The 22,016-nt window shown below is 59.7% G+C and carries 22 protein-coding genes; 13 read left to right on the top strand and 9 right to left on the bottom strand.

The window, feature by feature from the left end; genetic code table 11:
- Positions 1-49: 49 nt before the first annotated feature.
- From CRO46_RS05670 to serA, 4 genes are all read left to right on the top strand, one after another.
- Complete coding sequence (locus CRO46_RS05670) at positions 50-895, top strand: outer membrane protein (RefSeq protein ID WP_097105816.1); 846 nt, start codon at positions 50-52, stop codon at positions 893-895.
- A 234-nt stretch (positions 896-1,129) separates the two neighbouring features.
- A complete protein-coding gene (locus CRO46_RS05665; RefSeq protein ID WP_097105814.1) occupies positions 1,130-1,975 on the top strand; it encodes an outer membrane protein in 846 nt (281 codons plus the stop codon).
- Between the two features lie 158 nt (positions 1,976-2,133).
- Positions 2,134-3,309 (top strand): phosphoserine transaminase, encoded by a 1,176-nt coding sequence (locus CRO46_RS05660; RefSeq protein ID WP_097105812.1) that lies wholly within the window; start codon positions 2,134-2,136, stop codon positions 3,307-3,309.
- 86 nt (positions 3,310-3,395) lie between these two features.
- Positions 3,396-4,991 (top strand): phosphoglycerate dehydrogenase, encoded by a 1,596-nt coding sequence (gene serA, locus CRO46_RS05655; RefSeq protein WP_097106538.1) that lies wholly within the window; start codon positions 3,396-3,398, stop codon positions 4,989-4,991.
- Between the two features lie 103 nt (positions 4,992-5,094).
- Here serA and CRO46_RS05650 read toward each other — a convergent pair whose 3' ends face one another.
- Positions 5,095-6,039, bottom strand: a complete 945-nt coding sequence (locus CRO46_RS05650; protein ID WP_097105810.1) for a lysozyme inhibitor LprI family protein — start codon at positions 6,037-6,039, stop codon at positions 5,095-5,097.
- A 265-nt stretch (positions 6,040-6,304) separates the two neighbouring features.
- On the opposite strand from CRO46_RS05650, the gene CRO46_RS19815 reads away from it, so the two are divergent.
- Positions 6,305-7,114, top strand: coding sequence for a hypothetical protein (locus tag CRO46_RS19815; protein ID WP_143438963.1), 810 nt, complete (start codon positions 6,305-6,307; stop codon positions 7,112-7,114).
- A 44-nt stretch (positions 7,115-7,158) separates the two neighbouring features.
- Here the strand turns inward: CRO46_RS19815 and CRO46_RS05640 are convergent, their stop codons facing one another.
- On the bottom strand, positions 7,159-8,037 hold the full coding sequence (locus CRO46_RS05640; RefSeq protein WP_097105806.1) for a DMT family transporter: 879 nt from the start codon (positions 8,035-8,037) through the stop codon (positions 7,159-7,161).
- Between the two features lie 326 nt (positions 8,038-8,363).
- Here CRO46_RS05640 and CRO46_RS05635 point away from each other — a divergent pair, with 326 nt between their 5' ends.
- Positions 8,364-9,662 carry an adenylosuccinate synthase gene (locus CRO46_RS05635; protein WP_097105804.1) on the top strand — a complete coding sequence of 433 codons (1,299 nt, stop codon included), beginning with the start codon at positions 8,364-8,366 and terminating at the stop codon, positions 9,660-9,662.
- A gap of 54 nt (positions 9,663-9,716) precedes the next feature.
- A complete protein-coding gene (locus tag CRO46_RS05630) occupies positions 9,717-11,552 on the top strand; it encodes a hypothetical protein (RefSeq protein ID WP_097105802.1) in 1,836 nt (611 codons plus the stop codon).
- Between the two features lie 128 nt (positions 11,553-11,680).
- Here the strand turns inward: CRO46_RS05630 and rpoH are convergent, their stop codons facing one another.
- Both rpoH and CRO46_RS05620 read right to left on the bottom strand, forming a co-directional pair.
- Positions 11,681-12,583, bottom strand: coding sequence for an RNA polymerase sigma factor RpoH (rpoH, locus tag CRO46_RS05625; RefSeq protein WP_097105800.1), 903 nt, complete (start codon positions 12,581-12,583; stop codon positions 11,681-11,683).
- Between the two features lie 164 nt (positions 12,584-12,747).
- Entirely contained in the window at positions 12,748-13,815 is a 1,068-nt protein-coding gene (locus tag CRO46_RS05620) for an RluA family pseudouridine synthase (RefSeq protein ID WP_097105798.1), read from the bottom strand.
- 29 nt (positions 13,816-13,844) lie between these two features.
- Between CRO46_RS05620 and CRO46_RS05615 the strand changes: the two genes are divergently transcribed.
- Both CRO46_RS05615 and CRO46_RS05610 read left to right on the top strand, forming a co-directional pair.
- Positions 13,845-14,231 (top strand): hypothetical protein, encoded by a 387-nt coding sequence (locus CRO46_RS05615; RefSeq protein ID WP_097105796.1) that lies wholly within the window; start codon positions 13,845-13,847, stop codon positions 14,229-14,231.
- Positions 14,232-14,233: 2 nt separating this feature from the next.
- Positions 14,234-15,076: a TrmH family RNA methyltransferase gene (locus CRO46_RS05610; protein WP_097105795.1), complete on the top strand. Its 843-nt coding sequence runs from the start codon at positions 14,234-14,236 to the stop codon at positions 15,074-15,076.
- 36 nt (positions 15,077-15,112) lie between these two features.
- On the opposite strand, the gene CRO46_RS05605 is transcribed toward CRO46_RS05610, so the two are convergent.
- Together CRO46_RS05605 and CRO46_RS05600 are read right to left on the bottom strand one after the other, a co-directional pair.
- A complete protein-coding gene (locus CRO46_RS05605; RefSeq protein ID WP_097105793.1) occupies positions 15,113-16,462 on the bottom strand; it encodes a coiled-coil domain-containing protein in 1,350 nt (449 codons plus the stop codon).
- A 195-nt stretch (positions 16,463-16,657) separates the two neighbouring features.
- Positions 16,658-17,242, bottom strand: coding sequence for a DUF1134 domain-containing protein (locus CRO46_RS05600; protein ID WP_425479234.1), 585 nt, complete (start codon positions 17,240-17,242; stop codon positions 16,658-16,660).
- A gap of 239 nt (positions 17,243-17,481) precedes the next feature.
- Between CRO46_RS05600 and chpT the strand changes: the two genes are divergently transcribed.
- Both chpT and CRO46_RS05590 read left to right on the top strand, forming a co-directional pair.
- On the top strand, positions 17,482-18,132 hold the full coding sequence (gene chpT / locus CRO46_RS05595; protein ID WP_179758960.1) for a histidine phosphotransferase ChpT: 651 nt from the start codon (positions 17,482-17,484) through the stop codon (positions 18,130-18,132).
- Positions 18,133-18,269: 137 nt separating this feature from the next.
- Positions 18,270-18,632: a response regulator gene (locus CRO46_RS05590; RefSeq protein ID WP_179758959.1), complete on the top strand. Its 363-nt coding sequence runs from the start codon at positions 18,270-18,272 to the stop codon at positions 18,630-18,632.
- A gap of 138 nt (positions 18,633-18,770) precedes the next feature.
- On the opposite strand, the gene ctrA is transcribed toward CRO46_RS05590, so the two are convergent.
- Positions 18,771-19,472, bottom strand: coding sequence for a response regulator transcription factor CtrA (gene ctrA, locus CRO46_RS05585; protein WP_097105788.1), 702 nt, complete (start codon positions 19,470-19,472; stop codon positions 18,771-18,773).
- Positions 19,473-19,910: 438 nt separating this feature from the next.
- Between ctrA and CRO46_RS05580 the strand changes: the two genes are divergently transcribed.
- Positions 19,911-20,267 (top strand): flagellar export protein FliJ, encoded by a 357-nt coding sequence (locus CRO46_RS05580; protein WP_097105787.1) that lies wholly within the window; start codon positions 19,911-19,913, stop codon positions 20,265-20,267.
- A 155-nt stretch (positions 20,268-20,422) separates the two neighbouring features.
- On the opposite strand, the gene CRO46_RS05575 is transcribed toward CRO46_RS05580, so the two are convergent.
- Positions 20,423-20,701 (bottom strand): GNAT family N-acetyltransferase, encoded by a 279-nt coding sequence (locus tag CRO46_RS05575; protein ID WP_097105785.1) that lies wholly within the window; start codon positions 20,699-20,701, stop codon positions 20,423-20,425.
- A 187-nt stretch (positions 20,702-20,888) separates the two neighbouring features.
- Between CRO46_RS05575 and CRO46_RS05570 the strand changes: the two genes are divergently transcribed.
- Complete coding sequence (locus CRO46_RS05570; protein WP_097105784.1) at positions 20,889-21,347, top strand: paraquat-inducible protein A; 459 nt, start codon at positions 20,889-20,891, stop codon at positions 21,345-21,347.
- 178 nt (positions 21,348-21,525) lie between these two features.
- On the opposite strand, the gene sciP is transcribed toward CRO46_RS05570, so the two are convergent.
- Entirely contained in the window at positions 21,526-21,801 is a 276-nt protein-coding gene (gene sciP, locus CRO46_RS05565; RefSeq protein WP_097105782.1) for a CtrA inhibitor SciP, read from the bottom strand.
- Positions 21,802-22,016: the final 215 nt, after the last annotated feature.

Raw genomic sequence — 22,016 nt, 5'->3', positions numbered from 1 at the left:
GTTGTCACCATAGCCGGCGACAGCGCACGTCTCGACGATGGAGTCTGTCATGAAAAAGATATTCCTGGCCGGTACGGCCATGCTGCTTGCCGGTGCAGGTGCAGCAATTGCTGCCGATGCGCTGCCGGCCCCCTATGTTGAAGCTCCGGTTTACGAAGCCCCGGTTCAGACAGTTTCAGCCGCGGGCGGCTGGTATCTTCGCGGTGACGTCGGTTATTCCTGGAACAAGATGAAGGGCGCCGAGTTCTTCCAGGGCGGCCTGGGCACCTACGCACCCTTTGCAACAGCCTCGCTGCGCAACTCCTACAGCATTGGCGGTGGTGTCGGTTACCAGATCAACGAGAAGCTCCGGACCGACGTGACGCTTGACTATTTCGCCAAGGCAAATTTCCGCGGCTCGACCATCGGCAGCTGTGGTGTGGCAACCGCCTGTACCTCTACCGACATCACCTCGGTCTCAGGTCTGAGCCTGCTGGCAAACGCCTATGTCGATCTCTACAAGAAGGGCCGTTTCACCTTCTACGCCGGTGGTGGCCTCGGTGGCACCCGCGTCAAGTGGGATGACCTCAACAACACCTCGTGCTCGACGGCTACCCCGACACTGTGCGATCCATCATTCAACCATGGCGGCGCAGCCGGATGGCGCTTCACCTACGCGCTGATGGCCGGTGCCTCGATTGACGTTACCTGCGCGGTCAAGGCCGATGTCGGCTATCGCTACCGCCACATCTCCGGTGGCAACATGTTCAAGAGCCTGACCAGCAATGGCTACCAGGGCCAGCACAAGGCGATCACCTCGCACGAGGTTCGCGGTGGTCTGCGCTACGGCTTTGGCGGCTGTGAACAGGAAGTCTATGTCGAGCCGGCTCCGATCATGCCGGTGGTCTACAAATAAATTCCGCCGCTCTCTCAGCATTGAGCAAGACCTTGACCGTCCGGCTGAACAGCCGGGCGGTTTTTTTTGTGCCGCGACGTGCGAAGCCCATGAAACTGCCAATGAAGTGATAAAAAACACGGTTAACGAACATGATTAACCGCGACTTAACCAGCCCTGTTCATAGTGACCTTCACGCGGCCTGCATGCGCCATCGGGCGAAGGCAGACCGGATCTATCGAAGGGAACTCGGTCATGTCTATGCGAATTGCAGTGGCGTCCAGCATTGCTGCATTGATGGGAATTGCCGCGCCGGCCCAGGCAGCGGATCTTGATGAAATCATCTACGCCAAGGAGCTACCGGTAACCCAGCCTGTCGAGATCGGGTCCGGATGGTATCTGCGCGGCGATCTTGGCTATTCGACCAGGACCAGCGGTGCTGCCACCAATTATTCGGTCTTCAGCGCCGGGCCGCCGGCAACCTATACCACCACCCCATTCGACAGTTCCACGCTGAACGGCGATTGGTCGGGATCCCTGGGCGTAGGCTACAACTTCACCGACTATCTGCGCGGCGACCTGAGCTTCGATTACGCCAGGGGCCGGTTTGCCGGCACCACCAGCTCGACAGCCGCCTGCGCCGGGCTCACGACGGGCCAGTGCGCCAGCGCGGACGGCCAGTCCTATGAGCAATACGGCTTCATGGCCAATGCCTATGTCGACCTTGGCACCTTCGTCGGGTTCACGCCTTATGTCGGTGCCGGCGCCGGTGTCACGAGGGTGGGATGGAAGTCCTACCGCAATGACCAGACCTGCATATCGGCTGCCGGAAATCTCTGCGGCGCCACTCCTGCGACCGACAGGGACCGCCCGGGAACCGAGAGCTGGCGCTTCACCTACGCGCTGATGGGCGGCCTGTCCTACGACCTGAGCAAGGATCTCAAGCTGGACCTCGGTTACAAGTACTCGAAGATCAAGTCGGGCAACCAGGCGGGCTTCGATTCCACCAACGTGGCCGCAGGCGCAACCGGTTTCCAGGTGCGTGACAACGGTTTCGAAAAGCACGAAATCCGCGTCGGCCTCCGCTATAATCTCTGGTAGGCGCGGCCGACCGAAGGGTTGCAAGAGGGCGGATCATCTCCGCCCTTTTTCACATGGTGCAGCGCATGATGCCGCTTGACTTCGGATGGCCGCGGGATTAACCCCGTCAGTGGGCCACCCCTCCCCAACGAGGGGCCACTATCTGGAAGGGTAGCATTATGACGACTGTTACGAAGCCGGACCTGCGTCCGGCCAATCCCCGTTTTTCTTCTGGTCCCTGCGCCAAGCGTCCCGGCTGGACGCCCGAAGCGCTCATCGATGCGGCGCTCGGCCGTTCGCACCGGGCCAAGATCGGCAAATCCAAACTCAGCCAGGCCATCGAGCTGACCCGCGAAGTCCTCGGCGTGCCGGATGACTACCGCATCGGCATCGTTCCGGCGTCCGACACCGGCGCCGTCGAGATGGCGATGTGGTCGATGCTCGGCGCCCGCGGCACCGACATGGTTGCCTGGGAGAGCTTTGGCGAAGGCTGGATCACCGACGTGGTCAAGCAACTCAAGCTCGACGACGTGCGCAAGATCACGGCCCCTTATGGCGAGCTGCCGGATCTTTCGACGATCGATTTTGACCGCGACGTGGTGTTCACCTGGAACGGCACCACCTCCGGCGTGCGTGTTCCCAACGCCGATTTCATTCCCGCCGACCGCAAGGGGCTGACCATCTGCGACGCGACTTCGGCGGCATTCGCGCAGGATCTGGACTTCGCCAAGCTCGATGTCGTCACCTTCTCCTGGCAGAAGGTGCTGGGCGGGGAGGGCGGCCACGGTGTGCTGATCCTCAGCCCCCGCGCCGTCGAGCGGCTGGAGAGCTACGTGCCTTCCTGGCCGCTGCCAAAGATCTTCCGCATGACCAAGGGCGGCAAGCTGATCGAGGGTATCTTCAAGGGCGAGACCATCAACACGCCGTCGATGCTCTGCGTCGAGGACTATCTCGATGCGCTCACCTGGGCCAAAAGCGTCGGTGGTCTCAAGGGCTTGATGGCCCGGGCCGATGCCAATGCCGACGTGCTGCATCGCTTCGTCGCCGAGAACGACTGGATCGGCAATCTCGCCAAGGTGGAGGCGACCCGGTCCAACACCTCGGTCTGCCTGGTGATCACCGACCCGCAAGTGTCGGCTCTGGCGCCCGATGCGCAAGCAGCCTTCGCCAAGGCGCTTGTCTCGCGGCTCGACAAGGAAGGCGTGGCGCTCGATATCGGCGCCTACCGTGATGCGCCGGCCGGTCTGCGGATCTGGTGCGGCGCAACCGTCGAGACCTCGGATCTCGAAGCGCTGATGCCGTGGCTGTCCTGGGCCTTCGCCCAGGAGAAGGCCGCGCTCAGCCAGGCTGCCTGAGACCAGGCCGATGGCTGCACCGGATCCCCTCCGGTGCGGCCCACATGCCCATTCCCCATAATCTGACCTAAGCAATGGAGGCCATCATGGCACCTCGCGTACTCGTATCCGACGCCCTGTCGGAAACCGCCGTCCAGATCTTCCGCGATCGCGGCGTTGAAGTGGATTTCATGCCGAAGCTCGGCAAGGACAAGGAAAAGCTGCTCGAAATCATCGGCCAGTATGACGGCCTGGCGATCCGCTCGGCCACCAAGGCGACCGAGAAGCTGATTGCGGCTGCCGACAATCTCAAGGTGATCGGCCGCGCCGGCATCGGCGTCGACAATGTCGACATTCCGGCCGCCTCGCGCCGCGGCATCATCGTCATGAACACGCCCTTCGGCAACTCGATCACCACCGCCGAACACGCGATCGCGCTGATGTTCGCCGTCGCCCGTCAACTGCCCGCAGCCGACGCCTCGACCCAGGCCGGCAAGTGGGAGAAATCGAAGTTCATGGGCGTCGAGATCACCGGCAAGACGCTCGGCGTCATCGGTGCCGGCAATATCGGCGGCATCGTCTGCAAGAAGGCGATCGGGCTCGGCATGCATGTGGCCGCCTATGATCCGTTCCTGTCCAAGGAGCGGGCCGAGGAAATGGGCGTGACCAAACTCGAGCTCGACGAGCTCCTGGCGCGCGCCGATTTCATCACCCTGCATGTGCCGATGACCGACAAGACCCGCGGGATTTTGAACGCCGAGGCGCTGGCCAAGACCAAGAAGGGTGTCCGCATCATCAACTGCGCCCGTGGCGGCCTGGTCGACGAGGCAGCCCTTGCGGAAGCCATCAAGTCGGGCCATGTCGCCGGCGCCGGCTTCGACGTGTTCGAGACCGAACCCGCCACCGAGAGCCCGCTGTTCGGCCTCGAGAACGTCGTCTGCACCCCGCACCTGGGCGCCTCGACCACCGAAGCGCAGGAAAACGTGGCGCTGCAGGTGGCCGAGCAGATGTCGGATTACCTGATCAAGGGCGCGGTCTCAAACGCCATCAACATGCCCTCGATCACGGCGGAAGAAGCGCCGATCCTCAAACCCTTCATCCGGCTGGCCGACGTGCTCGGCTCCTTTGCCGGCCAGGTCACCGAAAGCCCGATCAAGGAGATCGAGATCCTCTATGACGGGGTGACCGCGGGCATGAACACCAAGGCGCTGACATCCGCGCTGCTGGCCGGCCTGATCCGCAACCAGGTGGCCGACGTCAACATGGTTTCGGCGCCGATCATGATCAAGGAAAAGGGCATCATCCTGTCCGAGGTCAAGCGCGACAAGTCGGGCGTCTATGACGGCTACATCAAGCTGTCGGTGACCACCGAGCGGCAGACCCGCTCGGTCGCGGGCACCGTGTTCTCCGACGGCAAGCCGCGCTTCATCCAGATCAAGGGCATCAACATGGATGCCGAAGTCGGCCAGCACATGATCTACATCGCCAACACCGACGTGCCGGGCATGATCGGCTTCATGGGCTCGACGCTGGGCGATGCCGGCGTCAACATCGCCAACTTCCAGCTCGGCCGCGACAAGCAAAGCGGCGACGCCATCGCGCTGCTCTACGTCGACGATCTGGTCAGCCAGAACGTGCTTACAAAGCTCACCTCGCACGAGGCCATCAAACAGGCCAAGCCGCTGGTGTTCAACGTGGACTGAGGGTTGAGCACCGGTGCCTGAACGATGCGCCGCCTCCCGGAGCCTGAGGGCATTGGGGGGCGGTTAGCCATGGTTCTGTAGAAACAAAACCGTAAGCGTAATTTCAAGCGTCCATCCATTCGCTTTTCAAGCGCACTAGCTGGGCAGTACGCTCCCGTGTCAACTCAGCTTTTTCGGAAGCCCAAATCATTGCATACATTGAGCCTCCATGAAATTGCGAGGCTACGAGATTCGTCTGTGCATCAGCCCATTCCGTCCAACGAGCTTGCAGCGCACGCAAGTTCTCCTTGTCGATGCCCTCCAAAGCTGTGACTTCAATTAGCGCTTCCGCAAGCTTTGTCTCTTCTTCAATCAGAACATCTCTGGCCCCAATGTTCATCGATATTTGCGTCTTCGGAATGGCACCATGCAGTGACTCGACAACCACCCAGTCTGTTGCCTCAATAAAACATAGTACAGCCTCAGTAAGACTATCAATTTCGGACGGATCGAAGACGGGCAATGATGGAAGTTCATGTGTCAAAATGTGGCGGACACTATAGAGCTTAGAGAGCGAGCCTATCACATTGTTATAGTTTTTGATAATCGGAGGGAGTGGCCAGCGTTCCCGTTCCTCTAGCCATCTTGGGTGTGCTAGCTTAAGCTTTTCGGAAAAATCGACAACCAGAGTTTCGAGCACGTTTAGAACTGCTTCGATGCTATTCAAAGAAATTGAATGCGCAACAAAATCACCTAAGGTGAGTTCATGCCGATCCACGTGCGCTGCGAAGGTGAGGTCAACTTTGGCGCCTTTTGTTAGCTTTTCGCCTCGCTCAAAATAAGCCTCACTACTATCTACTAACTCTGAGACGATTCCGCGAATAAACACCTCTAACGTAGTCACATACCGAATAGGAATGAATTCAAAGAATGATGACCTTAGGGTTGAAACCGAAACGGCATCTGCACGAAGTGCAGTGATTTGAGAAACAAGTTCCATCCCGAGGCGATGGTGATCACCCCGACGCAGGCGCTGTTCAATTATCTGTTGATAGGAAGTACGCCGCATTATTAATTCCTCCGCACACAGGTCATCCTGTATCGGGATTGTTCACAACAAACATCTCAAAGCTAGAGATGTTGGTCATACATTTCGAGGATCCTAGGCAGACAATTGGGAAAATCGGAGATATCGTACATTACTTTGGAAAATTTTATACGCCCTTTCAAAGGTGGAAAATTTGTTTCGAGGTTGGTTTTGGCGAAATCAAATTACGAAATTCTCTGAGGTGATCACTTGGTCAACTCTCTCAAGGGTTGGGCGTTCGGCGCCAATGCGGTTGACTGCAATAATTCCATTGCTAGGCGTCGTTCTTATTTTCAATGATAATACATCCAAAATATTTTCATTAGCGCCATATTTTCTGGAAGATATTGGTCAATTAAATGGAAATCAATTTTCTCTTAATACATTATATTTTACATATTTTGGCTTATGCTCTCTTGGTTTTGGTTCGATAATATTCTCCCTTGCGTGTCCAAGCGATATTCAAACGCAACCTAACCAGCTTGAATACGTTTCATCGACACCAATTGGAGATTCGAAAAATCTTGCAAAATCACATCTGAGATATGTAGTGCAGGCATTTGCAAAAGCGCACGAATATGATTTTGATAGAGAGGATTATCGAGCAAACTATTCATATCCAGATACTTTGATTGGAGAAATGAACGGTCTCCTTGAGGAGTTATACAATGCCGCCGAATCGGCTGATATTGCAGAGAGCGATGAAAGCGCTGAAGTAGGTGCGACGCCTGATGGCAGCGCTGAGGTGGAGTATGAAGACATACCCGATTTTATGGAAGTTATGAATGGTGCAGGATATTATGATTTTACAAAATATGGGATAGCCATGGCTAATGAGGTAAGGATAAACTGGGTCTATACAGTACCATTTTACGGGCAGGCTCCTAATTTTTCGAGAGATATTGCATATATAAAATATCAAACTGATGAGTATAGTCGTTTTTCGGCTCGAATGCTGACACTTATATTTTATATTTTTGGGTTAATAATTCTATCAATTCCTACTGTTCAGACATTTTACCTTCTGTCGGTAAATGTATTATATCGTGCACTCTGAGATTTGTCGGTTCGTTTTGAGCTCAATTTATATATACTAAATACCTATCCCTTCCCCCGCTCCGACAGCCATATCCCGCCCAGCACCAAGCCGAGCGCCACGACATGATAGAGATGCAGCATCTCGCCCAAAATCATCACGCTGAGCAGGGTGCCGAAGATCGGGACCAGGTTGATGAAGATGCCGGCGCGGTTGGAGCCGATGATCTCGTTGCCCTTGATGAACAGCACCTGCGCGACGAGCGCGGGGAAGATGGCGGTGAAGGCAGCGACCAGCCAGCCGGTGGTGTCGGGCCAGATCACGGTCTCGCGCGCCACCTCGAAGGCTGAAAAGGGCAGCGAAGTAAGGAAGGCGGAGGCTGCCATCACGGTGATCATCGATTGCCAGTGCAGCTGCGGCTTGTAGCGCAGCGCCACGGTGTAGCCGCCATAGCAGAGGACTGCGAGCAGCATCAGCGCGTCGCCGCGGTTGAGCTCGAGCCCGATCAGCCGGTCGAGGCTGCCGCCCGAGGCGGTGATCGCCACGCCTGACAACGTGAGCAGAAAGCCCACGATCTGCGCCGACGTCACCTTGATGCGGAACAGGATGAAATTGGCCAGAAAGATCACCATCGGCATGCCCGCCTGCTCGATGGCGACATTGATCGCGGTTGTGTATTGCAGCGCCGAGTAGAGCAGATTGTTGAAGAAGGTGAAGCCGATCGCTCCATAGGCCATCAGCAGCGGCAGGTTGGCGCGGATCACTTCCCTGTCGCGGCGCAGCTGTGGCAGGGTGAAGCTGATGAGGATGGTCAGGGCGATGGCCCAGCGCAGCGAAGTCAGCAGCATCGGCGAAATGTGGCCGACGGCCATCTTGCCCGCCACGGCATTGTCGCCCCAGGACAGGGCGGTGATGACCAGAAACAGGTAGGCGCGGATGATCAAGGCGAGGCTTTCGGGCTTTGTGGCGGTTCGGGTGGACGTGGCGGGGGGCAGCCGTCACACTGTCTATCACAGGGATTTCGCCGGGCCACAGGCAATTTCTGAAAGTCATCCGTGCAGGGAGTGCGCCAGGGCTGGCACAGCGGTTGCCGGAATTTCGCTGCCGGTTGCCGCGCTGACCCGGGTTGATTGCCGGTCAGGCGTGAAATTGTCGCGTAAAAACGCCGGATTGCCCCGCCCGAGGGTCGATTTTGATGACCCAAGTCTGTATGCATGCGCGGGTTTTGTTTTCCGGGCCCCTGTCAGGGGCCGCTTTGCAAGGGGTTGTCATGGCCAACGTAGTTGTCGTCGGGTCGCAATGGGGTGACGAGGGTAAGGGCAAGATTGTCGACTGGCTGTCGGAGCGCGCCGATGTCGTCGTGCGCTTCCAGGGCGGTCACAATGCCGGCCATACGCTGGTCATCGACGGCGTCAGCTACAAGCTGTCGCTCTTGCCCTCGGGCGTCGTCCGTCCGGGCAAGCTCGCCGTCATCGGCAATGGCGTGGTCATCGATCCGCATGCGCTGGTCAGCGAGATCGACCGGCTGGCCAAGCAGGGCGTCGTCGTCAATGGCGACAATCTTCGCATCGCCGACAACGCCACGCTGATCCTGTCGCTGCACCGCGAGCTCGACGCGCTGCGCGAGGACGCGGCGTCGAATTCCGGCACCAAGATCGGCACCACGCGGCGCGGCATCGGGCCGGCCTACGAGGACAAGGTCGGCCGCCGCGCGATCCGTGTGATGGATCTGGCCAATCTCGATACGCTGCCGGCCAAGGTCGACCGGCTGCTGACCCACCACAACGCTTTACGCCGCGGGCTGGGTCAGCCGGAGTTCTCGGTCGAGACCATCCTCGAGGAACTCACCTCGGTGGCCGACCGCATCCTGCCGTTCCGCGAAACCGTGTGGCTGCTTCTCGACAAGAAACGCCGGGCCGGCGAGCGGATCCTGTTCGAAGGCGCGCAGGGCACGCTGCTCGATGTCGACCACGGCACCTATCCGTTCGTGACGTCCTCGAACACGATCTCGGGCCAGGCGGCAGCGGGTTCGGGCATGGGGCCGGGGTCGCTGAGCTATGTGCTCGGGATCACCAAGGCCTATACCACGCGCGTCGGCGAGGGACCGTTCCCGACCGAGCTCAACGATGACACCGGCCAGTTCCTGGGCGAGCGCGGCCATGAATTCGGCACGGTGACCGGGCGCAAGCGGCGTTGCGGCTGGTTCGATGCCGCGCTGGTGCGCCAGTCGGTCGCCGTCAACGGCATCACCGGCATCGCGCTGACCAAGCTCGACGTGCTCGACGGGCTGGAGGAGCTCAAGATCTGTGTCGGCTACGATCTTGACGGCACCCGGATGGACCATTTGCCAGCCAGCCAGGGCGCGCAGGCCCGCGTCAAGCCGGTCTACGAATCCATCGAGGGCTGGACGGGAACGACCGTGGGCGCGCGCAGCTGGGCCGACCTGCCGGCACAGGCGATCAAGTATGTGCGGCGGATCGAGGAACTGATCGGCGCACCGGTTGCGCTGTTGTCCACAAGCCCCGAGCGGGATGACACCATACTTGTGACAGACCCGTTTGAAGACTAGGTTAGCGCCAAAGCGTGATTTGCAACGCTTCGAGGCACCAAACCAGGGTAGATCATGGCGGATTTTGTAGCAGTCATCCGGAAGGCGGTCGACAACCTTTCGGAGAACACTCCGGAGAACCGGGCCAAGGTCTATGACAAGGCGCGCGCCGCCATCCGCCGCCAGCTCGAGGCGATCAATCCGCCGCCCTCGGACGAGGTGATCCAGCGCCAGCTCAACAAGCTCGGCGCTGCGATCGATGAGGTCGAGCTTGAACACGCCGAAGCCCTGCCTGCCGACGAGGACGAGACCGACGCCCTGATGGCGGAACTCGAATCCATGGTGGAGAAGAGCCCGGTGCTTGCCGAGCCGGAGCCAGAGCCTGAGCCCGAGCCGGAACCCGAACCAGAGCCGGAAGCTAAACCGGAGGTGGTGTCGGCGCCGGAGCCTGAGCCGTGGCCCGTTGCCGCCCCCGCGCCCGTCCCGGCGGGCCTGGTCGAGCCGGCGGTTTACCCGGAACCCGACCACGCGGCGGAGCCGGAGCACGCGTTTACATCCGACCCCCGTTTCGAGCACGATCCCTATGCGAAGCCCGAATCCCACCTGGAGCCGGAGACTTACGAAGAACCCGAGCCCTATACGGAGCCGGTGGAGTATGACGAGCCGGAGCCGTTTGTCGGGCCGGCGCACTACGATGAGGACAAGCTCCGCACAACGGAAAAGCCGGCCGGTGCGATTCCTGCTGCTGCGAGCATCGATGATATACTGGACCGCCCCGCAGCAGGATCCCGGTCAGACGACCCGGTTGGCGAAGCGCATGACGAGATTTTCGGTCTCGACACGGCGCCGCGTGAGCCCGCGGCAGCCAGGCCTATGCGCCGCGCGACCCCCTCGAAAGGCGGCAAGGGCGGCCTGATGGCACTGTTGATCATTCTTGTTTTTGTCGGGCTGGTCGCGGTTCTGGGCTGGAGCTACAAGGACACGTTGACCGCAATGTTCTCCGCTTCGCCCGTCGACACGCCGATCACAAGCGAAGACACGGAGCCGGCGGTCATTGATACAGCTACGGACACCGCACCTGAGACCGCCCCGGAGACTGCTGAACCCGAGCCGGTTGAAACCGCGCTGGCCGTTCCGGAGACAGCGGATGACGGCGGTAAATTCACCCAGCGTCTCAATCCGGACGGCACCGAGACCGATCCAGGTCCCGCACCGGGCCCAGCCGTAGATGGCACTATCGAGGGCCGCTCGGTGGCGGAACTCACCGATGCCGCCCCGGCTGACGCAGCAGGGGCGGAAACTGCCACGGGCGATACGGAGGTTCAGCCCGAAGACGCCGCAGCACCTGCCGAGCAGCCGCTTGGCGTGGCGCAGAAGATGATCCTCTACGAGGAGCGCCTCGGCCAGCAGTCGCTCGAAGTCAAACCGGGCACAGTGGTCTGGACCCTGGTCAGCGAGCAATCGGGCGACGGACCGGACGAGCAGGTCATCCGCGGCGAGATCAACAATCCCGATACCGGCCTCTCGGCGCTGCTCACGATCAAGCGGAATACTGATCCGTCGCTGCCGGCCAGCCATCTCGTCGAGATCGTCTTCGCGGTGCCGCCGGATTTCGACGGCGGCTCTATCGACCAGCTGCAGCGCATTGCCTTCAAGCAGACGGAGGCCGACGAGGGCTCGCCGCTGATCGCGGTGCCTGCCAAGATCACCCAGGATTTCTACATGGTGGCGCTCAATGATCTGGACGAGGCCCGAACGGCCAATATCGACCTGATGCGCCAGCGCAACTGGATCGACATTCCGCTGGTCTATTCCAACGGGCGCCAGGCCTTGATCACGCTGGAGAAAGGCGCCAGCGGCACCGAGGTGTTCAACCAGGCCCTGGACGCCTGGGGCCGGGCCGGCGGGTAGGTAGGGCTCCATCCCCCGCGGCAATCTTTTCGCTAAGGGGAGAGAGGCCACCCCATGATCCCGCACGCGAAAAAGCCCCGAAAGCGTCTCCGCTTCCGGGGCTTTTTCATGTATCTTAGGTTTCAGGGTTACTCTTCGACCGTCACCAATGCCTTGTCGCGGGCGGAGGCGGCCTTCTGCACAGCATCCTGAACCTTTTCAAAGGCCCGGACCTCGATCTGGCGGACGCGCTCGCGGGAGATATCGAACTCGGTGGAGAGATCCTCCAGCGTGATCGGGTCGTCGCGCAGGCGGCGGGCCTCGAAGATGCGCTTTTCGCGTTCGTTGAGCACGTCGAGCGCGCTCTTGAGCATGGCGCGGCGGCTATCCAGTTGATCCTGCTCGACCAGCATGTCTTCCGGGGTTTCGGATTCGTCGACGAGCCAATCCTGCCACTGGCCGGATTCACCTTCACTGGCGCGGATCGGCGCATTCAGCGATGCGTCGCCGGCAAGCCGGCGGTTCATCGAGACGACTTCCTCTTCCGTGACGTTGAGCTTGGTGGCGATCTCGGCCACCTGGTCGGGGCGCAGATCGCCTTCTTCGACGGCCTGGATGCGGCTCTTTACCTTGCGCAGATTGAAGAACAGCCGCTTCTGGTTTGCGGTGGTGCCCATCTTGACCAGCGACCAGGAGCGCAGAATGTATTCCTGAATCGACGCCTTGATCCACCACATGGCGTAAGTGGCCAAGCGGAAACCGCGCTCGGGGTCGAATTTCTTGACCGCCTGCATCAGGCCGACATTGCCTTCGGAAATGACTTCACCGATCGGCAGGCCGTAACCGCGATAGCCCATGGCAATCTTGGCGACCAGACGCAGATGGCTGGTGACGAGCTTATGGGCAGCCTTGGTGTCCTCGTGTTCGAGGAAACGCTTGGCAAGCATGTATTCTTCCTGCGGTTCCAGCATGGGGAACCTGCGGATTTCGGCGAGATAACGGTTGAGACCGTTCTCGCCGGAAGAAATGGACGGCAATTTAACTTGGGCCATAACAGCACCCCCTTATCCCGAATTCCGGCTTCCTTACGGCAAGCTGGCAGGCTCGGACCGAACATCGCATCCGAGTTATCCTAGTTCGCACTTAATTGTGGCGAAAGCCGGGATCAAGGTGTAGCCGCCATCACGGTCGCGTGAAGTGGCCGGCCGGCCCGGTTTCAAAGGGTTGCCAGTGCCGCGCGCATGGTTTCCATGTCGGCAGGCAGAGCCGCCTCGAAGCGCAAGGTTTCGCCACTTGTGGGGTGTTCGAAGACCAGCAGGAAGGCATGCAGCGCCTGGCGGGGAAAATCACTGACGACCGCACGGATCTCATCGGGCAGACGGTTGGCTTTGGTTCGGTAGGCGCCGCCATAATCGAGGTCGCCGATCAGCGGATGGCCGATATGGGCCATGTGCACCCTGATCTGGTGAGTGCGTCCGGTTTCAAGCCGGCATTCGACGAGACTGGCAGCACAGGTGCCGTCGGGTTTCTCGTCATAGCGTTCGCACACCAGGTAATGGGTCACCGCGTGGCGAACATCGTCGCCGTGATCGGTACGCACGGCACGGCGAATGCGGTCGCGGGCGCGGCCGAGACTGGCGTCGATGGTGCCCCTGAGCCCCTGCGGCTTGCCCCAGACAATGGCCTGGTAAGCGCGTTCGAGCGGACCGGTGAGGCCGTGATCGGCGAATTGTTCGGCCAGGTGGCGATGGGCGATGTCGTTCTTGGCCACCACCATTACCCCGGTGGTGTCGCGGTCGAGCCGGTGGACGATGCCGGGGCGACGTACACCGCCGATGCCCGACAGACTGGCACCGCAATGGTGGATCAGGGCGTTGACCAGCGTGCCGGTCCAGTTCCCGGCCCCTGGATGCACAACAAGGCCTGCCTGCTTGTTGATGACGATGAGGTCGTCGTCCTCGTAAAGGATCTCGAGCGGGATATCTTCGCCTACCGGGTCGGGATCTTCCGGTGCGGGCATTTGCAGTTCCACCCGGTCGCCGGGATGGATCTTGTGCTTGGCCTGTTTCGTCACCTTGCCGTTGACGGTGACAGCCCCTGCCTCGACCAGCGCTTTGATGCGGCTGCGTGACAGGTCGGGCTCCAGTTGTGCGGCCAGCCAGGCGTCGAGGCGGCCGTCGGCGTCTTCGCCGGCAACAAGGGTTTGCGGCCCTGACTGATCTTCATGGCCGTCTTGGGCTTCCCTATCGGTCTCGGCTTCGTTAAACGGTGTCGCGTTCTTCACTATCAGGGTCCGCCCGGCAAGGAATACATATGTCGAAAATCAATGACGACGATCTTGATGAAAAGCCGCTTGATCCTGAAATGGAAAAAGTCCGGCGCAAGATGGTACGGCTGCTGGCCGTGTCGATCGGCATCATGTTCATCGGTCTTATGACCGTGCTGGGCGCGATTGTCTATAAATTCACGAGCGCGGATGACAGTGAGGCGCAGGTGGCTGCTTCCTCTGCCAGCGTGCCGTCCGATGCACCGATCGAAGGCGTCGCCGCGCTACCGGCGGGATTCAGCGTTGAAGACGTGACGCTTGATGGCAATCGGATCGGCTTTTACGGGCGCGCGTCTGATGGTTCCATGCGGCTGATCGTGCACGACATCTCGGTGGGCCGCATCGTCAGCGATATCGTCGTGATCAATCGCTGATCATGGAGCGGAGCGGGCAGGCGCGGCTGATCAGGATTGAAGATCCCTCGGACCCGCGCATTGCCGAATTCACTGCGATGCGGGACCGGGACCTCGCGGGGCGGGGTGACCTGTTCATCGCCGAGGGCAAGGTCGTGCTGCAGGCGCTGCTTGACGCGGAAGCCGGCTCCCGGCGTTTCAGAATTGAAAAGGCACTGATACTTGAGAACCGGATCGATGGTCTGGGCAATCTGCTGGACCGGGTCGATCCCGGCTGTCCGATCTATGTCGCCGGACGCGTGGTTCTGGACGCTGCGGTCGGTTTTGCCATGCACCGGGGTATCCTGGCGGTCGGCCGGCACGTGCCGGCCACCTCGTTTACCGATTTTTTGTCGCATTTGCCGGAGCAGGCGCTTCTGGTGGCGGCCTGCGGCATTTCCAACCACGACAATCTCGGCGGAATTTTCCGCAATGCCGGGGTGTTCGGCGCCGATGGCGTTGTGCTCGACGAGACCTGTTGCGATCCGCTCTACCGCAAGGCGATCCGGGTTTCGGTCGGAGCTGCCTTGAGGGTTCCATTCTGCCGGGCAGGCGGGATCGGTGAGCTCATAGCGAGCCTGTCGGCGCATGGCTTCGAGGTTGCCGGCCTGTCTCCGCGCGGAACAGAGCCGTTGAGCAGCTACGTACCGGGCAAGCGTCTGGCGCTGCTTGCGGGCACCGAAGGCGAGGGGCTCCCGGCCGAGATCATCGAGCGCATCAAGACGTTGAAGATCGAACAGGCTCCGGGCATGGACAGCCTGAATGTTGCAACCGCAAGCGGGATTGCGCTGTGGCACGCAGCGGCACGCATGGGGCGGGCGATTTGATGGCGGTTGCCGGCCGATCAGTCTGAGTGTGAGGCATCAGTGATTGGCGAGCATGTCGCGGGCGCGGGCAGCCAGGCTTGGCTCGGTGCTGCCGGGTTGCGCCAGGGCTTCGCGGCCCTTGAGAATCCTGAACACCGGCGAAGAACTGCCGTCACGGCTGGCAGTCAGTTCCACCATCATGGCAGCAACCACGGCGATTTCACGGCGCAAGGCAGCGTCGTTGCTACTCTTGTCGGCCTTCAGCAATCTTTCGATAAGGGCCGCCTGACGGGCGCGGAGACGGTCGATTTTCTCGTCTTCAGACAGATCTTCCAGCTCCTCCAGGGTTTCGGGCGCGGCCCGAGCTTCCTGTTTGCCTGCCTTGCTGGCAGCCTGCTCAGGGCGGGCCTTGACGGCCGGCTTGCTGTCATCGGCCTCTGCAGCCGTCTCAGCCGGAGCCTCGGAGCTTCCGCCGGGGAGGTCGGCCTGGGCCTCGGATGGGACCTCCATTGGGTCATCTTCGGAGGCGGGCTCAGCGACATTCTGTTGTGAAGCGGTGTCACGGCCGTGGACCGCAGCCTTGCGGGCCAGATTGGCGGCCTCCCTGGCCGCGGCCTTGGCGGCGCGGAGTTGGTCAGAAAGTTCGCGGTTTTTCTTCTTGAAACGGTCAACTTCGGCCATCCGCCGGTCCAGCGCGTTTTCGCGGTCGGTCAGTGCGATGATGGATTTCGACAGCTTTTCCTCGGTTTGAGCCAACCGTTCTTCGGCGCTCTTGAGCCTGTTCTCCAGGTCCCGATTGGTGGTTTCGGTATCCTTCAGTGTGTCGCGCAAGGCAGTACGCTCTGTGCGCAGCTCGCGGATCTGGGACTTGAAGTTCTCCGCTTCGGTGTCGAGCGTGACCAGATCTATGCGCAGTTCCTCGATCTCGGTACCGAGGCGGTTGATCTGGTCGTCGCGAACCGCGATCTCGTGTTTGCGGGCTTCAGCCAGCCGCGCGGCGTCGCTGAAGTTGCCGGTCAGGGTGGTGATCTTGGCGTCGCGGTCATTGACCTGGGAGTGGAGGTCGCGAACTTCGGCTTCGCGCTCCTCGAGAAGCTTCTCTGAGTTGATCTTTTCGGCACGAAGGGCGACCAGCTCGTTGCTAAGCCGTGTCCCTCGGGCCACGCTTTCGGTGAGCTTCTCGCGGTTGTTTTTCAGGTCGACTGACAAACGCGCGTTTTCCGCGGCGAAGGAAGCCTTGGCAAGATCCTTCTCGGCGCGGATTTCAGCGGCAGAAAGGGGCACGCTGGCGCGGATTCTGCGTTCGGTCAACCGCATCACGCGACGCTGAATGATCGGGGCCACGATCAACGCCACGAGGACAGCGGCCAGAAAACCCAGCGCAAATAGCAGGACAAACTCGATCACTACACATCCACATGGTTGCGTTCAGGGCCCATGATGTGCCCGGCTGAAACATGGGAAGCATTAAGCATGACCGGGCCGGATCAGCAAGCTAGAAGCGGTAAATGCGAGGGACGGCAAGTAGATTTATCAGCACTAGCGCAATAAAAAAGGCGGCCGCTCCGGGCCGCCGTTGACAGTCGGGGTGTGCCCTCCAGCCTAGAACGGGTTCCAAGTCGGGGCCGGCGTCATCTTGAGATAGCCGACATTGATGCCAAGGCGTGCGCCGACGCCAGTGCGGATCGGTACCACCAGGACACCCTGTCGCTTGAGCACCGTCATGCCGAGACCGGCGACGGCAAAAGCAGAGCCGGAGACGCCGCCGAAACGGCCGTAGACACCTTCGACGCTTGGCAGGTTGTAGACCAGCATCATGGTCCTGTTGCCGTTGCCGCCGTAATCCCAACCCAGGGAGGGGCCCTGCCAGAAGACTTCGTGCTGGCCGGCATTCTTGGTGAACAGCTCACCCTCACCATATGTCAGGCCGCCGATCAGGGCGCCGGAGGCTTCCTGGCCCAGGACATATCCATTGGGCAGTCCGTAGGATTGGAAAGCCTTCTCGACAAGCTTGGCGAGACCACCGGAGGTCGAGCCAAAGAAACCGTGCCCGGCGTCGACAATCTCCTGCATGTCATAATGCGAAGAACTCGAGGTCTGTGCGTTCGCGCCCAGGGACGCGGCTGCCATAAACAGCACAGAAAGGCAGAAAGTGGCAAATGCACGAAGGCAAAAGCGGGACGTGATCATCGGGTCCACTCCGTTGATAGACGGTAGATACCGCAGGAAAGATTGATCACATTGTGGCGCTTCGATCTTAATAAGCGGTTTACCAAATGTGGTGTCTTTAGGGTGATATCTTTTTGGTGACTGTTGGCGGTTGGTCCATTGGGGGCATCTGGCCGGCAGCGCTTGCGATTAAGGGCACCTGGTGCGATTTTGCTGCCCAGCCGATTCGACGTGCGGGCACAAAAGGGAGATTTCTGATGTCGAAGAACCATAATTTGACCCTGGCGGGTCCTGACCTGGCTGCACTGCTGTGCAGCCGTGTTTGCCACGACATCATTTCGCCCGTGGGTGCGATCAACAATGGCCTCGAATTGCTGGACGAGGGCGGTGCGGATGCCGATGCGATGGATCTGATCCGGACCAGTGCGCTCAATGCCTCGGTGCGGCTCAAATTCGCCAGGCTCGCCTTCGGCGCCTCGGGTTCGGTCGGGGCGTCGATTGACACCGGAGAGGCCGAGAAGGCGGTTCTCGATTATGTCTCGGCGGACAAGAAGACCGAAGTGACATGGAATGGGCCGCGCGCCATCATTCCCAAGAACCGAGTGAAGTTGCTGCTCAACCTGTTCCTCGTCGCCTATGGTGCTATTCCGCGCGGTGGCGAAATAGATGTGACGATCGAAACGCCCGAAACCGAGCCAAGGTTCCGCCTTGTCAGCAAGGGGCGCATGGTGCGAGTGCCACCGAAGTTTCTCGAGATCTATTCCGGCGATGTTGACGAGGCGATCGATGCGCACTCGATCCAGCCCTATTACACCGTGCTTCTGGCCGAGGAAGCCGGGCTTGTCCTGAGCTGCTCCGCCAATGCAGAGGAAGTGGTTTTCACCGCAGAGCCCAAGCCTGCGGCGTGATACGCAATGGCTACAGGCTGCAACGCTCCGTTAAGCCTGTCTGATTACCAAATCTTCGCTCCCTTGGGCTAGTCTTCCTCATATCGATGGCGCATTCGCATCAGGGTGCGTCAGGAAGTAGCCAAAGGAGAAGCGCCATGCGCCGCTTTATGATCGCCGATGATTCCGCCGTAATCTGCAAGGTTGCCAAGCGCATCATGACCGGGCTGGATTACCTCGTCATCGAGGCCTCCAACTCCGGCGAAGCGATGATCATGTGCGATGCGGAGCTACCTGACATAATTTGTGTAGATGCGGGAATGACCGGGGCACTGGACCTGATTTCATCCATCCGCCAGATGGAGGGTGGCAAGGATGTGCGCATCTACTATCTGATGATCGAGAAAGAATTCAAACAGATGATGGCGGGCAAGCGGGCAGGGGCGGATGACTTCCTGCTCAAGCCGTTTGATCGCGGCAGCCTGACCGAAGCCTTCGCGCCCTACGCGGCGGCGGCCTGAGCCTTCCCCGCAAGATCAGCCTGATATTGGCAAAGCTTCGTGATCGGCAGCGACATCGAGCCTGCAGACAGCAAAGAACCCGCCGCAAGGCGGGTTCTTTGTATCAGGAGTTGCCTGCCTGACAGCGGGCTTGCAAAATCAAGCGCTTTCGAGGATCTCGTTTTCGTCCGGCTCGCGCAGCACATAACCGCGGCCCCAAACAGTCTCGATATAATTCTTTCCGCCGGCCGATGTCGCGAGTTTCTTGCGAAGCTTGCAGATGAAGACGTCAATGATCTTCAGTTCCGGTTCGTCCATGCCGCCGTAAAGATGGTTGAGGAACATTTCCTTGGTCAGGGTCGTCCCCTTGCGGAGCGACAGCAGCTCCAGCATCTGGTATTCCTTGCCAGTCAGATGAACCCGCTGCGAGCCGACTTCGACAGTCTTGGCATCGAGGTTGACGACCAGGTCGCCGGTGGTGATGACCGATTGGGCATGACCCTTGGACCGGCGTACGATCGCATGAATGCGTGCGACCAGTTCGTCCTTGTGGAACGGCTTGGTCATGTAGTCGTCAGCGCCAAATCCGAGACCGCGTACCTTGTCTTCGATTCCAGCCATACCGGACAGAATCAGGATTGGTGTCTTGACTTTGGAAAGCCTGAGCGTTCGAAGAACCTCATAACCGGACATGTCCGGCAGGTTGAGATCCAGCAATATTATGTCGTAGTCGTAGAGTTTGCCGAGATCGACGCCCTCCTCGCCCAGGTCCGTGGTGTACACGTTGAAGCTTTCAGACTTCAGCATCAATTCGATGCTCTGAGCTGTCGCGCTGTCGTCCTCGATCAGTAGTACCCGCATATTTATCCCCTTTTCCGCCGCCGCAAGGTTTTGAGATCCACTTACGCGATACGGATCCAGTCGTTGCCTGATTTGGAGGCTGCCACGAAATGGTTAACAAATTCTGATCAGGTTATGCAACCACTATCCGAATGTTAATTATCACTGGCATACTCTTGAAATTGTTCCAAAAAAATCGCCTGACTATCTTGATGTTTCACATCAAGAATCGACGCCAAGTGATTCAAAGGACTCCGGAAAGACGGACAGAAAAAATCATGTTTTCCGTTTACCCCGCCTTAAACCATGAGGGGTAGTATTAACGATGCCCGTAAACGAATGGTTACCACGATGTGCCAAAAGTTAACGTCGCGGTCATGAATCGCAAAACGGGACTGGCAGGGTTGCCAGTGTAACGAATTTCATTAACCGGGGTCTCGCATCACGGGAGTATTGCGTATGAAGTCGCGTGAAAGCCATGTTCGCCTGAAACAGTTTCAGGTCAACGAGAAAACCCGTCAGCTCGGACAGATCCAGCTGATGATGGCGGAAATGGAGAAGATGGCAGCGGAGCTGGAGTATCAGATCACTGCCGAGGAGAAAAAGGCCGGTAACACCGACCCCTCCCATTTTGCCTATCCCACCTTCGCCAAGGCTGCGCGCCAGCGGTCTGACAATCTGCAAACTTCGATCAAGGAGTTGAAAGTGCAGCTTGATGCGGCCGAACTGGCGCTCGAGGAAGCGCAGGCCGAGTATGACAAGGCAGCCGCACTTGAAGTGCGGGACGCCGGCCATCGAACAAACCGCGCAGTCTGAGCTAACGTCAGGCTGGGGAGATATCGAAATGGCCTTGGGGCCAGGCGCGGGTGGTTGCCCCGCGCCGTCAGCTTTTGTTCCTTCGTGAATTATCCCAATGACTGTGTCGATTTCGCCGCCTGTGCTGGATGTCCGTCTTTCAGCGGCAGCGGCCATCAGGTCACGACATCGCTCCAGTCTGCATGGCGCTGCGCCTGGGCCTTGAAGAACGGGCAGAGCGGTATGATTTTCCATCCGCCGGCGCGGGCGGCGGCAACTGCATGCAGCGCGAGCGCCTGGCCGACCCCCTTGCCGCGCAGAGCGTCGGGCACGCCGGTGTGGTCGATGATGACGAGCTGAGGCGAGGCGCGTGAATAGGTCATTTCCGCCTCGAAGCCGTCGAGACTTGCAACATAGCGACCACCGGTCGCTCCATCCTGCTCGGTAATCTGCATGGCCGCTCCTGTTTGCCAATCCCGGCCGCACTCGGATATGGACATCGGTGCGGTTGTGCAAATTTAGCGGATTGCCGGGTTTGACGGAAACGGATTTGGTGGCTCCGGATCAAAACGGTGCAGCTTCGCCCGGTCTTCGCGCCGGGTGCGGGAGCAGGCAGACAGCCACCGAGGCAGGAGTATTGCGATGCGTTTGATGCTGGCACTGGCGCTGGTTCTGGGGCCGCTGTTCTTCGGACTTGGGATCGTTCTGCCGCTGATGCGATTTGAAACGCTGTATATATTTGATACGTCGCCGTCGCTGCTGGAGATCATCGCAACATTGTGGAGCGGCGGCGATCCGGCGCTGGCCGTCGTGGTGGGACTGGTCTCGGTGCTGTTCCCGGTGGTCAAACTGATGGCGATTTCGGCTGAAGCGCTTGGGCTGGCGCGTGAAACCGGGCTTGTGATGCGGCTGCTTCCGCATTTGAGCCGCTGGTCCCTCATGGATGTGGTTCTCGTCGCCCTGGTGATCGTGGCGGCGAAGACCGGTGGGGTCGCGCAAGCGTTTTCACAGCCCGGGCTCTGGTTCTATGCTGGCTCGGCGTTGACCGCTGCGCTGGCGCATGGACTGAACGGTCAGTCCGGCCATGCGCCCAAACCATAAACAGGCGACCCCTCTCAGGCGGACATCCACCAGGTGCGGGGCGTCTGCGGGCAGAATCGCGATAGGCGCGGCAGTGTAGCTGCACAGTATCGGGCGATACCGGTCCGGCTGATCGTGATTGTAAACTGATGTGTCGAAACGTCTGACATGAACCGCTTCCGGCTCATGCCAGCGGGGGTCAGTGCCGGTACTGCTGGATGCGCGTCGTACGCAGGCCGGCAAGTCCATGATCGCTGATTGAAGACTGCCAGGAGAGGAATTCCTCAACTGTCAGCGTGTAGCGCTCGCACGCCTCCTCGAGGCTGAGAAGGCCACCGCGAACTGCGGCCACCACTTCAGCCTTGCGCCTGATCACCCAGCGGCGGGTGTTGGCGGGGGGCAGATCGGCAATTGTCAACGGGCTCCCATCGGGGCCGATGACGTATTTGACGCGGGGTCGTACCATTTCGGTCATTGGACTCTCTTACATACTCAAGACCTATCGAGCAGAGACTACAGGCGGGGGTTTAAAAATTGGCTAAGGGGCTGGAAAGGGTTTGGTAATTTTTGGCACAATTCGGGCGGGCTGCGGCGATTTGGGCCGGTACCACTCAGACATCTTGTTGGAGAGCGCCGCAGGCCCTATAAAGACGCGGTCCGGAAGGACATATTTGCAACCGCTTGATCAGC

Origin of the sequence: Parahoeflea halophila (genome assembly GCF_900220985.1) — a bacterium.
GTDB lineage: Bacteria > Pseudomonadota > Alphaproteobacteria > Rhizobiales > Rhizobiaceae > Hoeflea > Hoeflea halophila.
This window is presented reverse-complemented; position numbering and strand designations above follow the sequence as displayed.

What these genes read in the sequence shown, in the direction of transcription:
- CRO46_RS05615 (WP_097105796.1), top strand. Translation starts at nt 13,845, where the DNA reads ATGTCGAAAATCAATGACGACGATCTTGATGAAAAGCCGCTTGATCCT.
- CRO46_RS05610 (WP_097105795.1), top strand. Translation starts at nt 14,234, where the DNA reads ATGGAGCGGAGCGGGCAGGCGCGGCTGATCAGGATTGAAGATCCCTCG.
- chpT (WP_179758960.1), top strand. Translation starts at nt 17,482, where the DNA reads ATGTCGAAGAACCATAATTTGACCCTGGCGGGTCCTGACCTGGCTGCA.
- CRO46_RS05580 (WP_097105787.1), top strand. Translation starts at nt 19,911, where the DNA reads ATGAAGTCGCGTGAAAGCCATGTTCGCCTGAAACAGTTTCAGGTCAAC.
- CRO46_RS05590 (WP_179758959.1), top strand. Translation starts at nt 18,270, where the DNA reads ATGCGCCGCTTTATGATCGCCGATGATTCCGCCGTAATCTGCAAGGTT.
- CRO46_RS05570 (WP_097105784.1), top strand. Translation starts at nt 20,889, where the DNA reads ATGCGTTTGATGCTGGCACTGGCGCTGGTTCTGGGGCCGCTGTTCTTC.
- CRO46_RS05630 (WP_097105802.1), top strand. Translation starts at nt 9,717, where the DNA reads ATGGCGGATTTTGTAGCAGTCATCCGGAAGGCGGTCGACAACCTTTCG.
- ctrA (WP_097105788.1), bottom strand. Translation starts at nt 19,472, where the DNA reads ATGCGGGTACTACTGATCGAGGACGACAGCGCGACAGCTCAGAGCATC.
- CRO46_RS05660 (WP_097105812.1), top strand. Translation starts at nt 2,134, where the DNA reads ATGACGACTGTTACGAAGCCGGACCTGCGTCCGGCCAATCCCCGTTTT.
- rpoH (WP_097105800.1), bottom strand. Translation starts at nt 12,583, where the DNA reads ATGGCCCAAGTTAAATTGCCGTCCATTTCTTCCGGCGAGAACGGTCTC.
- CRO46_RS05670 (WP_097105816.1), top strand. Translation starts at nt 50, where the DNA reads ATGAAAAAGATATTCCTGGCCGGTACGGCCATGCTGCTTGCCGGTGCA.
- serA (WP_097106538.1), top strand. Translation starts at nt 3,396, where the DNA reads ATGGCACCTCGCGTACTCGTATCCGACGCCCTGTCGGAAACCGCCGTC.
- CRO46_RS05665 (WP_097105814.1), top strand. Translation starts at nt 1,130, where the DNA reads ATGTCTATGCGAATTGCAGTGGCGTCCAGCATTGCTGCATTGATGGGA.
- CRO46_RS05575 (WP_097105785.1), bottom strand. Translation starts at nt 20,701, where the DNA reads ATGCAGATTACCGAGCAGGATGGAGCGACCGGTGGTCGCTATGTTGCA.
- CRO46_RS05650 (WP_097105810.1), bottom strand. Translation starts at nt 6,039, where the DNA reads ATGCGGCGTACTTCCTATCAACAGATAATTGAACAGCGCCTGCGTCGG.
- CRO46_RS05635 (WP_097105804.1), top strand. Translation starts at nt 8,364, where the DNA reads ATGGCCAACGTAGTTGTCGTCGGGTCGCAATGGGGTGACGAGGGTAAG.
- sciP (WP_097105782.1), bottom strand. Translation starts at nt 21,801, where the DNA reads ATGACCGAAATGGTACGACCCCGCGTCAAATACGTCATCGGCCCCGAT.
- CRO46_RS19815 (WP_143438963.1), top strand. Translation starts at nt 6,305, where the DNA reads ATGCGGTTGACTGCAATAATTCCATTGCTAGGCGTCGTTCTTATTTTC.